General features: G+C 58.3%; 17 protein-coding genes. 10 read left to right on the forward strand and 7 right to left on the reverse strand.

Annotated elements, in window-relative coordinates:
• Window positions 1–24 precede the first annotated feature (24 nt).
• From SPHFLASMR4Y_RS04725 to SPHFLASMR4Y_RS04735, 3 genes are read right to left on the reverse strand one after another with little or no spacing between them, the layout of a single operon-like run.
• Complete coding sequence (locus SPHFLASMR4Y_RS04725; RefSeq protein WP_089132526.1) at window positions 25–366, reverse strand: 2Fe-2S iron-sulfur cluster-binding protein; 342 nt, start codon at window positions 364–366, stop codon at window positions 25–27.
• Window positions 363–1,466 (reverse strand): cysteine desulfurase family protein, encoded by a 1,104-nt coding sequence (locus SPHFLASMR4Y_RS04730; RefSeq protein WP_089132527.1) that lies wholly within the window; start codon window positions 1,464–1,466, stop codon window positions 363–365. Before SPHFLASMR4Y_RS04730 ends, SPHFLASMR4Y_RS04725 begins: the two co-directional genes overlap by 4 nt.
• A 9-nt stretch (window positions 1,467–1,475) precedes the next feature.
• Window positions 1,476–2,549, reverse strand: a complete 1,074-nt coding sequence (locus tag SPHFLASMR4Y_RS04735; protein WP_260807075.1) for a cysteine desulfurase family protein — start codon at window positions 2,547–2,549, stop codon at window positions 1,476–1,478.
• A 143-nt stretch (window positions 2,550–2,692) separates the two neighbouring features.
• Here SPHFLASMR4Y_RS04735 and SPHFLASMR4Y_RS04740 point away from each other — a divergent pair, with 143 nt between their 5' ends.
• Window positions 2,693–3,349, forward strand: a complete 657-nt coding sequence (locus tag SPHFLASMR4Y_RS04740) for an alpha/beta hydrolase (RefSeq protein WP_089132528.1) — start codon at window positions 2,693–2,695, stop codon at window positions 3,347–3,349.
• An 8-nt stretch (window positions 3,350–3,357) separates the two neighbouring features.
• Here SPHFLASMR4Y_RS04740 and SPHFLASMR4Y_RS04745 read toward each other — a convergent pair whose 3' ends face one another.
• Window positions 3,358–3,561, reverse strand: coding sequence for a hypothetical protein (locus SPHFLASMR4Y_RS04745; protein ID WP_089132529.1), 204 nt, complete (start codon window positions 3,559–3,561; stop codon window positions 3,358–3,360).
• Between the two features lie 190 nt (window positions 3,562–3,751).
• Between SPHFLASMR4Y_RS04745 and SPHFLASMR4Y_RS04750 the strand changes: the two genes are divergently transcribed.
• Window positions 3,752–4,597 carry a hypothetical protein gene (locus SPHFLASMR4Y_RS04750; RefSeq protein ID WP_089132530.1) on the forward strand — a complete coding sequence of 282 codons (846 nt, stop codon included), beginning with the start codon at window positions 3,752–3,754 and terminating at the stop codon, window positions 4,595–4,597.
• Here SPHFLASMR4Y_RS04750 and SPHFLASMR4Y_RS04755 read toward each other — a convergent pair.
• Complete coding sequence (locus SPHFLASMR4Y_RS04755; protein WP_089132531.1) at window positions 4,524–6,119, reverse strand: phosphoenolpyruvate carboxykinase; 1,596 nt, start codon at window positions 6,117–6,119, stop codon at window positions 4,524–4,526. The two genes, SPHFLASMR4Y_RS04750 and SPHFLASMR4Y_RS04755, sit on opposite strands and share 74 nt — an antisense overlap.
• Window positions 6,120–6,353: 234 nt before the next feature.
• On the opposite strand from SPHFLASMR4Y_RS04755, the gene SPHFLASMR4Y_RS04760 reads away from it, so the two are divergent.
• From SPHFLASMR4Y_RS04760 to SPHFLASMR4Y_RS04795, 8 genes are read left to right on the forward strand one after another with little or no spacing between them, the layout of a single operon-like run.
• A complete protein-coding gene (locus SPHFLASMR4Y_RS04760) occupies window positions 6,354–7,058 on the forward strand; it encodes a response regulator transcription factor (protein ID WP_089132532.1) in 705 nt (234 codons plus the stop codon).
• A complete protein-coding gene (locus tag SPHFLASMR4Y_RS04765) occupies window positions 7,030–8,616 on the forward strand; it encodes an ATP-binding protein (RefSeq protein ID WP_089132533.1) in 1,587 nt (528 codons plus the stop codon). Before SPHFLASMR4Y_RS04760 ends, SPHFLASMR4Y_RS04765 begins: the two co-directional genes overlap by 29 nt.
• Window positions 8,613–9,068 (forward strand): HPr kinase/phosphorylase, encoded by a 456-nt coding sequence (locus SPHFLASMR4Y_RS04770; RefSeq protein ID WP_089132534.1) that lies wholly within the window; start codon window positions 8,613–8,615, stop codon window positions 9,066–9,068. The genes SPHFLASMR4Y_RS04765 and SPHFLASMR4Y_RS04770 overlap by 4 nt, the downstream gene beginning before the upstream one ends.
• Window positions 9,065–10,000, forward strand: coding sequence for an RNase adapter RapZ (rapZ, locus tag SPHFLASMR4Y_RS04775; protein WP_089132535.1), 936 nt, complete (start codon window positions 9,065–9,067; stop codon window positions 9,998–10,000). The genes SPHFLASMR4Y_RS04770 and rapZ overlap by 4 nt, the downstream gene beginning before the upstream one ends.
• Before the next feature lie 4 nt (window positions 10,001–10,004).
• Window positions 10,005–10,409, forward strand: a complete 405-nt coding sequence (locus tag SPHFLASMR4Y_RS04780) for a PTS sugar transporter subunit IIA (protein ID WP_089132536.1) — start codon at window positions 10,005–10,007, stop codon at window positions 10,407–10,409.
• Window positions 10,406–10,684 carry an HPr family phosphocarrier protein gene (locus SPHFLASMR4Y_RS04785; RefSeq protein ID WP_089132537.1) on the forward strand — a complete coding sequence of 93 codons (279 nt, stop codon included), beginning with the start codon at window positions 10,406–10,408 and terminating at the stop codon, window positions 10,682–10,684. The genes SPHFLASMR4Y_RS04780 and SPHFLASMR4Y_RS04785 overlap by 4 nt, the downstream gene beginning before the upstream one ends.
• 4 nt (window positions 10,685–10,688) lie before the next feature.
• Window positions 10,689–11,492 (forward strand): TrmH family RNA methyltransferase, encoded by an 804-nt coding sequence (locus SPHFLASMR4Y_RS04790; RefSeq protein WP_089132538.1) that lies wholly within the window; start codon window positions 10,689–10,691, stop codon window positions 11,490–11,492.
• A gap of 49 nt (window positions 11,493–11,541) precedes the next feature.
• Window positions 11,542–11,955: a COG3650 family protein gene (locus tag SPHFLASMR4Y_RS04795; RefSeq protein ID WP_089132539.1), complete on the forward strand. Its 414-nt coding sequence runs from the start codon at window positions 11,542–11,544 to the stop codon at window positions 11,953–11,955.
• Between the two features lie 3 nt (window positions 11,956–11,958).
• On the opposite strand, the gene rmuC is transcribed toward SPHFLASMR4Y_RS04795, so the two are convergent.
• Both rmuC and def read right to left on the reverse strand, forming a co-directional pair.
• On the reverse strand, window positions 11,959–13,338 hold the full coding sequence (gene rmuC / locus SPHFLASMR4Y_RS04800) for a DNA recombination protein RmuC (protein ID WP_089132540.1): 1,380 nt from the start codon (window positions 13,336–13,338) through the stop codon (window positions 11,959–11,961).
• A 204-nt stretch (window positions 13,339–13,542) separates the two neighbouring features.
• Window positions 13,543–14,109 carry a peptide deformylase gene (gene def / locus SPHFLASMR4Y_RS04805; RefSeq protein WP_089132541.1) on the reverse strand — a complete coding sequence of 189 codons (567 nt, stop codon included), beginning with the start codon at window positions 14,107–14,109 and terminating at the stop codon, window positions 13,543–13,545.
• Between the last annotated feature and the right edge of the window lie 13 nt (window positions 14,110–14,122).

Genomic DNA, 14,122 nt, shown 5'->3' on the forward strand with positions numbered 1-14,122 from the left:
GGACTCGGGCAAAAATGCAAGCCGTTAGATGATCTGCATATTATGGCTTTCGCCGGGCATCTGGACGGTCAAGCCATCGAGGTCGGGTGTCAGGGTGATCTGGCAGGCCAGACGGCTGGTCCGGCGCGCACCGGCGGCCAGATCGAGCATGTCCTCTTCCATCTCGGTCGCCGGAGGAAGCCGGTCAAAATCGGCGGCCCGGACGATCACATGGCAGGTCGAGCAAGCCATTTGGCCTTCGCAGGTTCCCTCGAGCGGCTGGTCATGTATTTGCGCGATGGTGAGCAGATTGTCGCCATCCGAGGCTTCTACCGACAGCGTTGATTCTTCGTCCGCGCTGACGAAATGGACCGTGACCTTGCTCATGATAGCTGTTTCTCCGCTGCTTGATTGATCAGACCGGCTGCCCGTTCGACGTCTTCGACATTGTTATAGCGTCCAAAGCCCAGACGAATCGATGATTTAATTGCTGCCGGCTCCAGTCCGAGCGCTGCCAGCACATGGCTGGGCCGCCCGGAACCGCTGGCGCAAGCCGAACCGGCGGAAAAGGCCACAGCGCGCACGTCGGACATCAGACGGGCGACATCGAGTCCCTCGCGGCGGATATTGAGATTGCCGGCATAGCGCTGGTCTAGCGATCCGTTCACCGTCCAGTCGGCAAACAGGCTGCGTGCTTTGTCGGCAAGGCTGGTGATATGGGCCAGGTCCGCATCCTGACGCTCGGCACATAATTGCGCGGCTGCGCCCAGCCCCGCGCAGAGAGCGGGAGACAACGTACCGGACCGGATGCCCTGCTCCTGCCCGCCGCCATGGATCAACGGAGGTATATCGATACCATCCCGCACCCAGAGCGCGCCGATCCCCTTGGGTCCATATATCTTGTGTCCCGACAATGCGATCAGATCGGCCTGCTGCGGCAACGCGATACGGCCAAAGCCCTGGACAGCGTCGCAGAGCACCAGGGCACCGACCCGGTGTGCCATTGCTGCGATCCGCTCTATCGGCTGAATAACGCCAATTTCGTTATTGACCAGCATCGCGCCAACCAGAGCGCTTTGCGGCCCCAAAGATGCTTCCAATTCTTCCAGCAGGAGCAGCCCCTGCGGGTCAACCGGAAGCAGGCGGGTTTCAAATCCCTGCGTGCCATACCAGAGCGCGGTATCGCGCACGGCGGCATGTTCGGTATCAATCACGGCGATGCCGTTGCGTCCCGGCTGCGTCCGCGCCGCTCCCATTGCCAGATTGATCGCCTCGGTCGCGCTGCCAGTGAATATCACCCGCCCGCCCCGCGGGAGCAATCCGGCAATCTGCTCGCGGGCGACCTCGACCGCTGCTGCCGCCTTCCGTCCCATCATATGGGGGCTGTGCGGATTGCCGAAACTGTCTTTCAGCCAGGGCAACATCGCATCGAAGACTTCCGGTGCCAGCGGCGTGGTCGCCTGATTGTCAAGATAAACGGGATTCATCGGCCCAGCTCAGCTTCGCCGCGATTCCGCATGGATCGCCTTCCATTTGTCGATGAAGGCGTAAATATCCGCCCGGCTGGTGTCCCGCCCGATACTGACCCGGATCACTTCGCGTGCCGTCTGGGGATCGATGCCCATGGCTTCGAGAACATGGCTCGATTTCAGCGTGCCGGAAGAACAGGCACTGCCGGCGGAGACTGAGAAACCCGCCATATCGAATTTGATCAGCTGCGTATTGGCAGCCACGCCGGGCATATGATAGCTGGCAATCGTCGCAATACGCGGCGCCTTGTCCGCAATGACCGCACCGCCTTGCTTGCGGATCGCATCGTCCAGATGCTGGCGCAATTCCGCCGCGCGCCCGGCCCAGTTGGCCGGTGTTTCCAACGCCGCGGTCATACCCATGATATAGGGCAGATTCTGCGTACCGGACCGATAGCCCTGCTCCTGTCCGCCGTCGGCCTCCAGCAAACGCAAATCCCGCACCAGCAACGCTCCCACACCCGGCGGCCCACCGAATTTATGCCCGGCGACGACGATCATATCCGCATCCGGCAACGGCATTTTGCCGATCGATTGCGAGCAATCGGCAAGGAGACAGCAGCCCCGGCCGCGCACCACCTTTGCCAGTGCGTCCAGATCCTGGATAACGCCGGTTTCATTGTTAACCGACTGGATCGCCACCAGCGCCGGTTCATCGGCACTCTTTAACAGATGATTGAGCTTCGCCGGCTCGACCAGACCATGGCTATCGACCGGGATCGTCTCCGCATTCTGTGCGAATCGCAGCACCACGTCATGCTCGACAGGAGAGACATATTGAGCAGCCGGCTTCGATCTGGTCAGCGCAATGCGGATGGCTTCGCTGGCCCCGCTGGTAAAGATGACATCGCCATCCCAGGCCAAAGCAGCCTTCAAACGCCGCCGGGCAGTTTCCAGCATGGCCTGAGCCGCACGTCCGTCGGCATGGGGCGAGGACGGATTGGCCCAATGCTCAAAACCCTCGGCACAGGCCTTTCTGGCCGCATCGAGCATCGGCGCGGTTGCGGCATAGTCGAGATATATGCGTTTGGTCTCGGTCACGATATTGGCAAAAACTCTCTGGCTTGCGGGATTGAGTTGCGGATTTGTTCACTCTCCCTATATAGACGCTGCATCCAGCGCAAAAGCTATTCTGACTTGTCGCGCTCTGGAAACGACAATCTAGACCGAAGAATTGAAAATCCATGCCTGACGTAATTTTTACCGGACCCGAAGGCCGCCTCGAAGGCCGCTTCAGCCCAGGACCCCGCGACCGCGCACCGGTTGCGATGATATTGCATCCCCATCCGCAAGCGGGCGGGACGATGAACGACCGGATCACACAGGCGATGTACAAGACATTCGTCAAGCGCGGCTTTGCCACCCTGCGGTTCAATTTCCGCGGCGTCGGTCGCTCCCAGGGTACGTTCGACAACGGCATTGGGGAACTGTCCGATGCGGCAGCAGCGCTGGACTGGGTCCAGAGCTTCCATCCCGAAGCGCAAACCACCTGGATCGCCGGCTATAGTTTCGGCGCGTGGATCGGCATGCAGTTGCTGATGCGCCGTCCGGAAATCCGCGGCTTTATCTCCGTGTCTCCGCCAGCCAACATGTATGACTTCAACTTTCTTGCTCCCTGCCCCTCGTCGGGTATCATCATTCAGGGCGTGAACGACGAGGTCGTGACACCAAGCGCGGTGCAGAAGCTGGTCGACAAGCTGAGGACGCAAAAACATATCACGATCCATCATGACGAGATTCCGCGGGCCAACCATTTCTATGAAAACGAGATGGATTTGCTGATGGGCTCGGTCGACAATTATCTCGACATGCGGCTCGCCCCGGATTCGCCCATCAAGTAGAACGTCGGCTAGTCGCCGCTTTCCGATGATACAGGCTGATGGCTTTCCGGTGTTGGTATCGTCCAGATGCCGACATTGGCGAACATGACGGCGGCCGCCACAAGCATCAGCAGGCCCTGCTTTTTATTGGTGCCCTTGTATAGAATATAGATTCCGCCGGCCAGCAGGGCAGCACCTGCCAGCATGAGTATCGATAAGATCAGGTTGGACATGCCCTAGCGATTACCGTTGCTGCAGAGGGCTGACAATCGATTCTTTCAATGAATTCACAAGGTCGCTGCACCTCTCCGGCCCTCGCACATGTCATTTCCGGCCGGAAATCCGGATTTGCTTTGTCGGTTGCGTGCGGCTTGGTTAATCCACAAAATACAAAAGGCTTGATGAACGGGAAGCGGAATATCCTTGATCAATTCTGAACCTCCACTCTGGATCATCGCTCCCTTGCCGGAGGATTTGGTCCTGTGGCAATTGCCGTGGTGCGAAGCGGCAGAGGGAAAGATATCGGTCAATCGCAGCAAGTTCACCAATCTGGAGATGGCCGAGGTCATTGTCGACGCCATGCCCTTATGCCTCTCTCGCCTGACAGCGACAGAGGTCGGCCGGAAACTGACGGCCGGGAAAATTGAAACATTTCTCTGTGACCTGCCGTCTTCCTCTGAAGAGGCTATCGGCATTACGCCGGGAGACAATCTGGCCAGCGCCAGACATATTCACGAGATCAATCGCCGATTGCTCCTGCTTGGCCAGTTGGTCGGGGAAAGCCTGAGCGCGACAAGGACAGTGTGGCTACCATCCGGAAAGCTGGTCGATTTTCCATGGTTCCGTCAGGCAGCCGGGCAATATATCGGCGGCGGAGCCTTTCCGGCTCTGCTGCGGACCACAGTAACCGAAGTGCGCACCGGACATTTTGTTACCAGGGGTCTGGATTATTTCGCGGGTCAGGAAATTCGCCTGACCACATCCCAAGACTGTGATCTGGCTGCAGCGAGCCGGCATCTGGTGCGGATCATCGAGGATATCACCACGAACGGAAAGATCGTCACGCCGGGCTTGTCCGAAGGCTGCACTCAGGGAGAAACCCTGATCTATACACCCAGCGACGATCTGGCCCATGTCGACGTCAGCATCGCAATCGATGCCGTCAACGCCGAATGGGCCAGTTTGCAGCCGCAGACTAAGCCGCGGTGGGCGCCGCTTCGCGGACGTTCTGATCGACGTGCTCGGCAAATTGCTCGAAATTGTCGATGAACAGTTTGACCAGCTTCTGCGCGGTTTCGTCATAGGCATTCGGGTCGGACCAGGTCGAGCGTGGATCCAGAATCGTATCGTCGACTCCGGCAACCGATACCGGAACCTCAAAACCAAAATTCTCGTCGATCCGGAATTCACCTTCGTTCAGGCTGCCGTCCAGCGCCGCGTTCAGCAACGCGCGGGTCGCCTTGATCGGCATGCGATTGCCTTCGCCATATTTGCCGCCGGTCCAGCCGGTATTCACCAGCCAGCAACGAACGCCCCCTTTGGCGATCCGCTCTTTCAGCAAATTGCCATAGACCGAGGGATGCCGCGGCATGAACGGTGCACCGAAACAGGTTGAGAAAGTCGCCTCAGGCTCGGTTACCCCGATTTCGGTGCCCGCAACCTTGGCGGTGTAACCGGACAGGAAGTGATACATTGCCTGCTCCGGAGTCAGTCGGGAGATCGGAGGCAGAACACCGAACGCGTCGGCGGTCAGCATGATCAGATTCTTCGGCACCGGTCCCATATTTTCTTTCGAAACATTGGGAATGAAGTCAATCGGATAGGCGGCACGGGTATTTTCCGCCTTGCTGCTGTCATCCAGATCAAGCTCGCGGGTTTCCGGATCCATGACGACATTTTCCAGCACGGTTCCGAACCGGCGAGTGGTAGCGTAAATTTCCGGTTCTGCTTCTTCGGAAAGGCGGATCATCTTGGCGTAGCAGCCGCCTTCGAAATTGAAGACCGCCGTATCGGACCAGCCATGTTCATCATCGCCGATCAGCACGCGGCTGGCATCAGCCGACAGCGTGGTCTTGCCGGTTCCCGACAGACCGAAGAAGATCGCCGTATCCCCTTCCGGACCGATATTGGCCGAGCAGTGCATTGGCATGACCGAATCCAGCGGTAGCAGATAATTGAGCAGGCCGAACACCGACTTCTTCATTTCGCCGGCATAAGCGGTACCGCCGATCAGGATCAGCTTCTCGGTCAGATTGACCGCGATGACCGTCTCGCTACGCGTGCCGTGGCGGGCCGGATCAGCCTTGAAGCTTGGCAGATCGATGATTGTATATTCCGGATCGAAAGCCGCCAGTTCATCGGCTGTCGGCCGAACCAGCATGGTGCGAATGAAAAGGTTATGCCAGGCCAGCTCGTTGATGATGCGGACGTTGACCCGGTGCTCCGGCTGCGAACCGCCGAACAGATCCTGTACGAACAGCGTGTCTTTTTCTGACAGAGCAGCGAGAAAATCTTCCTTCAACGCGGCGAAATGCTCCGGCGTCATACCGACATTGGTCTTGCCCCACCAGACGCTGTCCTCGGTTTCGCCATCGCGGACGATGAACTTGTCATTGGCCGAGCGTCCGGTGTGCTTGCCGGTTTCGACAACCAGTGGTCCGTCCTTGGCCAAATGCCCTTCCCCCCGGGAAACGGCGGCTTCAACCAGAGCGGAAGCTCCGAGATTCCAGTGCTGTTCGCCTGAATGGGTGAAACCTTGATCATTTAACGTTACAGACGAAACTTTTGGCACAGATAATCCCCTATGGCTGGAAACAGGTTGAGGTTACGCCGACCCGGCGAAATTGAAAAGCCGCTTACTCAACACAGTCGAGTCGGTCAAATTTCTTCCCGCGACCTGACAAAAATAAGTCAATGGGCCTGTTTGCGACTCCCGCCTGAGTGCCGCTGCCGACAAGCCATCTTGTAACATAGTATCCCATCCACTAGGTCACATCCAGCACAAGTGGCGAAGGAGCGCGAAACAATGGCAGCCAATATTGCTCTTGTCGACGACGACCGCAATATATTGACGTCCGTATCGATCGCCTTGCAGGCAGAGGGCTTTATCACCCGTGTATATTCGGACAGCGAGGCAGCCCTTCATGCGATATTGGAGAATCCGCCGGATCTCGCGGTGTTCGATATAAAAATGCCGAAAATGGACGGCCTGGAACTGCTCAGGCGGGTCCGCGAAAAATCGAATGTTCCGGTCATATTCCTGACCTCAAAGGACGAAGAGCTGGATGAAGCGCTTGGCCTTGCGATGGGAGCCGATGATTATATCAAGAAGCCATTTTCCCAGCGGCTGCTGATCGCTCGTGTCCGGTCTATATTGCGGCGGTCCGATTTCCTGAAATCGGTCGACGAAGGCCAAGATGACGAAGCCGCCGAACCGCTGGTGCGCGGAAAGCTGGAAATGGACCCGGCACGTCATCTGGTCCGCTGGAAAGACGAGAATGTCACACTGACGGTAACGGAATTCATGATCCTGGAAACGCTGGCGCACCGGCCGGGTGTGGTAAAAAGCCGCAACCAGTTGATGGACGCCGCCTATCAGGATGACGTCTATGTCGATGACCGGACAATCGACAGCCATATCAAGAGACTGCGACGAAAATTCCGCGAAGTAGACCCCGAATTTGATGCAATAGATACATTATATGGAGCCGGTTATCGCTACACCGAATAAAGACGGGCAAGCGAATGACCGCGGACTGTCGCTCCGCTGGTCGGCCAGGCTCTCGCTGACGACCCGTATTCTGGTGGTCAATGTTCTGGCGATCGCATTGCTGGCCGGCGGTCTGTTCTATCTCAACAATTATCGCGACCGGCTGACCGAAGAGCGTCTGGTCCAGGCCAGAATGCAGCTGACGATCGTCGCCGATGCCTTGTCGGCGGTCGAGCCCGAGTATAAAAATATGCTCATCCGGCAGTTTTCCAGCCATCTCCGCGCCCGGTTGCGGCTCTATGCCCCGGATGGCACGAAAATCGTCGACAGCTTCGCGCTGGCAGAGCCTAGTTATAAATTTGTCGACCCTGAGGCAGAACCCCTCCGCAAGGACCTGGCCCGCCTGCTCGACCGCACCATAGAAAGTCTGGTGTTCAGCGCACCGATCCCGAAATACAGCGAACCCGACATTGATATTGCCGGTGCGTGGCCCGAGCTCGTCGCGGCCAGGGGCGAGACAGAAGCGGTCAGTTCGGTCCGCCTGGCCCCCGACCGGACGCCGGTTATCGCGGCAGGAAAATCACTGCCCGACGAAGCCGGCACGATCTTGCTGACGGCCAATGCACGCGACATCACCCGCATTGTCAGGGCCGAACGGTCGAGCGTGCTGCTGGTAATTCTGGTAGCCGCCACGGTATCGATATTGCTTTCGCTTTTTCTCGCCCGGACCATCGTGCAACCGATCAGAAAACTGGCCCACGCCGCCTTGCGGGTCAGAATGGGACGATCCGACGAAATTGCCATTCCGCGCATGCCGGACCGGCGCGATGAAATCGGCCAGCTGAGCCGCGCGCTGTCCGATATGAGCAGCGCCTTGCGCTATCGCATCAATGCGACCGAAGCCTTCGCTGCCGATGTCAGCCACGAAATCAAAAACCCCCTCGCCTCGCTGCGCTCTGCTCTGGAAGGGCTGGAACGGGTCGATGATCCGGATCTGCAAAAGCAATTGCTCGACGTCGCCAATGACGACGTTCAACGGATCGACCGGCTGATCAACGATATTTCCGACGCATCCAGGGTTGATGCCGAACTGGCGCGGGCCAAGTTCGAGCCGATTGATATCGGCAAAATGCTCGAACAGCTGCTCGCCGCGCGCGAACAGCGAGCTTCCAACCTCGGCGTGCATATTGCTTTTGCCCGCCCCGCCAAGGATGTAGCGCGGGTGATGGGCGACGGGGGCCGCCTTGAGCGCGTGTTCAGCAATCTTCTGGACAATGCGGTCTCTTTTTCACCGGATGGCGGCCTTGTGGAAATATTGGCGACACCGGATGGTGACGAGATTGTCATCCATGTCGCCGATCAGGGGCCGGGCGTCGATCCGGACCAGCGCGAACAGGTGTTCCAGCGCTTCCATTCCGACCGGCCCGATGGCGAGGCCTTTGGCAAGCATAGCGGACTCGGACTGGCGATCGCCAAGACGATCGTCGAGGGACATCAGGGGAAGATCTGGATCATGGACCGGCCCGGGGGCCAATCGGGCGCCTGTTTTGAAGTGCGGCTGCCCAAGGCCATGGGATGACGGACGGTCATGATAAAAAGGACCGAGTGACGTTGCACGCCACTGCCGTGGCGATTGCCGGTGCCGGTCTGTTGATCAGGGGGAAATCCGGTTCCGGCAAGTCCGATCTCGCCCTGCGCCTGATCGACCGGGGGGCCGACTTGATCAGCGATGATCAGGTCGTCGTCAGCCGTCAGGGCCCCGAATTGTCGCTCAGTCCGCCTCCCCGGCTCGCCGGAAAACTGGAGGTGCGCTCGCTCGGAATATGGGAGCGTGAACATGTTTCGGGAATCGCATTGAACCTGATCATCGACCTGAAAGACCAGGTGGAGCGCTTTCCGATGGACCGGCAGGTCACGATTTTACTAGGCTTGGAATTTCCATCCTGTACATTGAATGCTATGGAGCCAAGTGCAGCGATAAAGGCCGAACTGGCCATGCAACGCACAATGCAGGGCGCGAAGGAATCATGAGCGACAAACTTGCCAAACCGGTTCTGCTGGTCACCGGCCTGTCCGGCGCGGGCAAATCCACTGCCTTGAATACGCTGGAGGATATCGGCTGGGAAACGATCGACAATTTCCCGTTTCGGCTGGTCGAACGCTTGCTCAAAACGCCACCTTCCAGCTCCCGGGGGGACAGCGATCCGCCGCTGGCGATCGGTTTCGACAGCCGGACCCGGGGTTTTGAACCGGACAAGCTGGTCGAAAGCGTAAAACGTCTGCAATCCAAACAGGATTATCAGATCAGTACGCTCTATCTGGATTGTGCCGGTGGTGAATTGGAACGGCGTTACAGCGAAACCAGACGGCGGCATCCGCTGGCGCTCGACCGCCCCGCAAAACAGGGCATAGCGCTGGAACGGACCATGTTTGCCCCGTTCCGCAGCTGGGCCGACCATGTGATAGATACCACCGACCTGACCGCCAATGACCTGCAACGCGAAATCCGCCAGCAGTTCACCCTCGACAAGGATGCGGTCACCACGATCACCTTCACCAGCTTTGGATTTTCCCGCGGCATCCCCAACAATATCGATCTTCTGTTCGATGTCCGCTTTCTGGCCAATCCGTTCTGGGACCCGGAACTGAAACTGAAAACCGGACTGGATGAAGATGTTGCCGCATATATCGGCAAGGACCCGGCCTACCACGAGGCGATCGAGAAGATATTAGACCTGCTCAAGTTCCTGCTTCCGCGCTATCAGGAGGCGGGAAAGGCCTATGTCAATATCGGGATCGGCTGCACCGGCGGCCGCCACAGATCGGTACATGTTGCCGAGCGTCTGAGCAAAGACTTGCGTGCCAGCGGCTTTTCGCCCAATGTCTTCCATCGCAATTTGGCGTCAAGGCCGATAGAAGCGCTCGAATCAATGCAGAAATCAAACGGAAACAGGGGAATTTAATCAGGTGATTGGATTGGTCCTCGTCACACACGGGCATCTCGCAACCGAGTTTGTCATTGCCATGGAACATGTGGTCGGCGCGCAAAAGGCGATCGCCGCCATCGGTATCGGTGCGCGCGACGATATGGAAGAACGCCGCAAGGAGATTGCTGATAGCATTGCAAGAGTGGATTCCGGCGACGGAGTCATCATTCTGACCGACCTGTTCGGCGGAACGCCTTCCAATCTCGCTATTTCTTTGATGGAAAAAGGCAAGGTCGAAGTTATCGCCGGAGTCAATTTGCCGATGCTCATCCGCCTCGACGGGGCGCGCAAGTGCATGGACATCGGATCCGCCATCGCCGCAGCAAAGGAAGCAGGCCGTAAATATATCAGCGTCGCTTCGGAAATTCTGGGAAGCGATGCGTGAGCGAAGTTCGTAAAACCGTAGAAATCACAAACAACCGTGGCCTTCATGCGAGAGCCAGCGCCAAGTTTGTCACCTATGTCAGCAAACTGCCAGAGGGTCTGGATGTCCGTGTCGCCAAGGATGGCACCGAGGTCACAGGCACGTCGATCATGGGCCTGATGATGCTCGGCGCTGCCAAGGGCGACAGCGTCGAAATCATCGTATCCGGTGACCAGGCAGAGAGCGCGCTGGAAAAACTGGCTGGTCTGATATTCGACGGTTTCGGCGAAGACTGAGCCGATGCGCCACCAGATTACCGGCTTTTCCAATCCGACGATAAAGCGGCTGCGCAGCCTGCGCGAAAAGAAGCATCGCAAGCGGGAGGGATTGTTCCTCGCCGAAGGCCTCCGGATACTCACCGAAGCGCTGGAAAGTGGCAGGACACCGAAAATATTGGTCGTGGTCGAGGACGTGGAACTGCATCCGCTGGCACAGGAAATCGAAGCAGCGACGGCGGCCGCCGGGGGCGATGTTATCGAAACCAGCGAGGCGATCATCGCCAAGCTGTCCGGCAAATCCAACCCACAATCTATCATCGGCATCTATCCGGACCATCCGGTTCCGCTGGCGGAGCTGGATCGATCGGATTCAAATATCTGGCTGGTCGCCCAGGCGCTGCGCGATCCGGGCAATCTCGGGACGATATTGCGGACCGGAGACGCGGTTGGCGCAGGCGGGCTGATCCTGATCGATGATTGTGTCGATCCCTTTTCCGTTGAAGCGGTGCGCGCAAGCATGGGCGCCGTTTTTACACAGCAGATCGTTCAGGCCCGCTGGCCGGATTTTCTGGACTGGCTGCGCAACGGCCCCGGCGAACTGGTCGGTACCAGCCTCAACACCGACAAGGATTATCAGTCGGTACAATATCGCTCTCCCACCTTCTTGCTGATCGGTAACGAAGCGCAAGGATTGCCCGAGGATTATGAAGCCGCCTGCGATATTTTGGTCAAGATGCCGATGATGGGCAAAGCCGACAGTCTCAACGCTGCCGTCGCCGCTTCCGTCATGGTCTATGAGGTGCTGAACCAGAGCCGCAACAGATAATTTGGCGTCTGGCCCTCTCTATGTTAGCCTGCCGGCGGAGGGGAAAAATATGAAAACTATAGCAATATTCTCATCGCTGGCAGCGCTCGCGCTTACGGCCTGCGATACGCCTGCAGAAGAGCCGCCGGTCGTCGAGGAAAAACTGGGCGATTATAGTGCCGTCGGTACAGAGCCGGGCTGGGCCGTCGACATCAAGGGGGAAGAGATCGCTTTCACTTCCCAGAGCGGGAATGATTTCACGCTTGCGGTCCAACGGATGAAGAAAACCGATGACGGCTGGGAGGTCAAAGGCTTTTCCGACCGGCATAATATCAACATCTACATCACCACCGGCGTTGAATGTAACGACGGCATGAGCGACCGTGTCTATGCCGACACGGTCAAGATCGAAGCCAGCGAAAACGGCACGCTGAACGGATGCGGCGGTGCCTTTACCGAGAGCGACGCCGGCCCTTCGGCCTAGAACCTATTCCGCGGCTTTCTGGCCGGGCTCCCGATCGTCCTCGATCAGTTGCTCGGCCACCGCTTCGCTATAGCGCGGCAGCGCCTCGATCTCGGGTACGGGATCCAGTTCCTTCTTGCCGGTTTCAATCTGCAATTCGGCAAACTTGCGGCCGGTGGCCATGACATTGCGCTCGAAGCTGCCGACGAACTTGTTGTAGTTGCCGACGGCCGACCCGAGCCCCGAACCCATGCGTTTCAGATGCTCGCCGGCGGTTGCCAGACGGTCATACATTTCCTTGCCCAACTGCCCGATCTGCTTGGCTTCGGCGGCCATTTTCTCCTGTCGCCAGACACCGGCAACCGTGCGCGCAATCGCCACCAGATTGGTCGGCGTCGCCAGCAGCACTTTCTTTTCAAAGGCATGGTCCCACAAGGTCGGTTCATGCTCTAGCGCGGCGGCGAGAAAATGCTCGCCGGGCACGAACATGATCACATAGTCGGGCGCTTCCTCAAACTGGTCCCAATAGGCCTTTTTCGACAGGCCATCGATATGCGCTTTCATGCTGTTGCAGTGACGCGCCATCGCGAAGCTGCGGCTGTCGTCATCATCGGCCTCGAACGCATCCTGATAATCATTGAGCGACACCTTGGCATCAATGACCAGCTTGCGCCCGCCGGGCACATTGATCACCGCGTCGGGACGCAGACGGCCTTCATCGGTGTCGATGCTCTGTTCGGTGACAAAATCGGTATGTTCGGACAGGCCGCAGGTCTCGAGCACATTCTTGAGCTGCTGCTCGCCCCAGCGGCCGCGCGATTTCGGTGCGTTGCGCAAGCTGTTGACCAGCCGGGCGGCTTCCTGCTGCACCCTGTCCTGCCCCTGCCGCACCTGTTCGATGGTGGCGGTAATCCCTGCATAGGATTCGGTCCGCTCTTTCTCGATCTTGGTGATCGAGGCCTCGTAGGTTGCCAGACGCTCGTGCACCGGCTGCAACAATTTGGCGATCTTCTCGCCGCCCTTTTCATTGGCCTGGTCGAAGCGCTGGTCGGCCCGTTCGAGAAACTGTCGCTGCGCGGTCTCCAGCATTTTCGAACCAATCTCGGAAAATTGCGCCGACAGGGCCTCTTTCGCCTCGATCAGCTGCTGCATCTGCTTTTCATGATTGCGGGCATCGGCCTGCAGCGCCGCCAGTTCGGTTCTCGCCGCATCGCGCTCGTCGCGGACGCCGTCGAGCGTGATCCGCAGGGCATCGGTGGCCTGGGCCGCCTCCTTGGCCGACTGGATCGCCTCCCTAGTTGCCTGCGCCGCATCCTTGGCGGGCTTGCCGCCGATAAACCAGCCGAGCGCCAGACCGCCCAGAAGAGCGAAGACGATTGCGGAAATGGTAAAAATGGGGTCCAAAACAGTTCACTTTCCGACAAGAACGAAAAGGGAACTTAGGAGCGTTTTGGAGAATAGGCAATACTCGTCAATCCGAGAGTGCCGATTCAGCGCGGTGCATGAGCGAACTGCCGTCCATCCTGAACCTGTCGAAGGACAGTTCACGCCGCCAGCTGCACTTCGACAAGCGCAGTACGAACGGAACCAAGCGCAAAATCAATCGGCCTAGGCCGCGATGCCGTGCTCCTTGCGCAGCTTGGCAAGCTTCTTCAGCACCATTTGCCGTTTCAGCCGGGAGAGATGGTCGATAAACAAAATGCCCTCGAGATGGTCCATCTCGTGCTGCAGACAGGTCGCGAGCATGCCGTCGATCTGTTCTTCATATTGCTTGCCCTCGACATCCTGCCAGCGGGCGGTGATCGTCGCCGGCCGTTCGACATCGGCATATTGGTCGGGTACCGAAAGGCAGCCTTCCTGATAGACGTTCAGGTCTTCGGACGGATCGAGAATTTCCGGATTGATAAAGACGCGCGGATCGTTGATCACGCCATGATCATGGTCGCAATGCTCGCCATGGTCATGATCGTGCGGCGCCGGTTCCTGCAGATCAATCACCAGCACCCGCTTGGGTACACCGACCTGTATGGCGGCCAGACCGATGCCGGGCGCGTCATACATGGTGTCGAACATGTCCTGAACCAGCGTTTTCAGTTCGTCGTCAAACACGGTCACGGGTTCGGACACAGTTTTCAGGCGCGGATCAGGCACCTCTAGGATCGGTAATATAGCCATGGCCTAAATTTAG

The sequence above is a fragment of the Sphingorhabdus sp. SMR4y genome (assembly GCF_002218195.1).
Classification (GTDB): domain Bacteria; phylum Pseudomonadota; class Alphaproteobacteria; order Sphingomonadales; family Sphingomonadaceae; genus Parasphingorhabdus.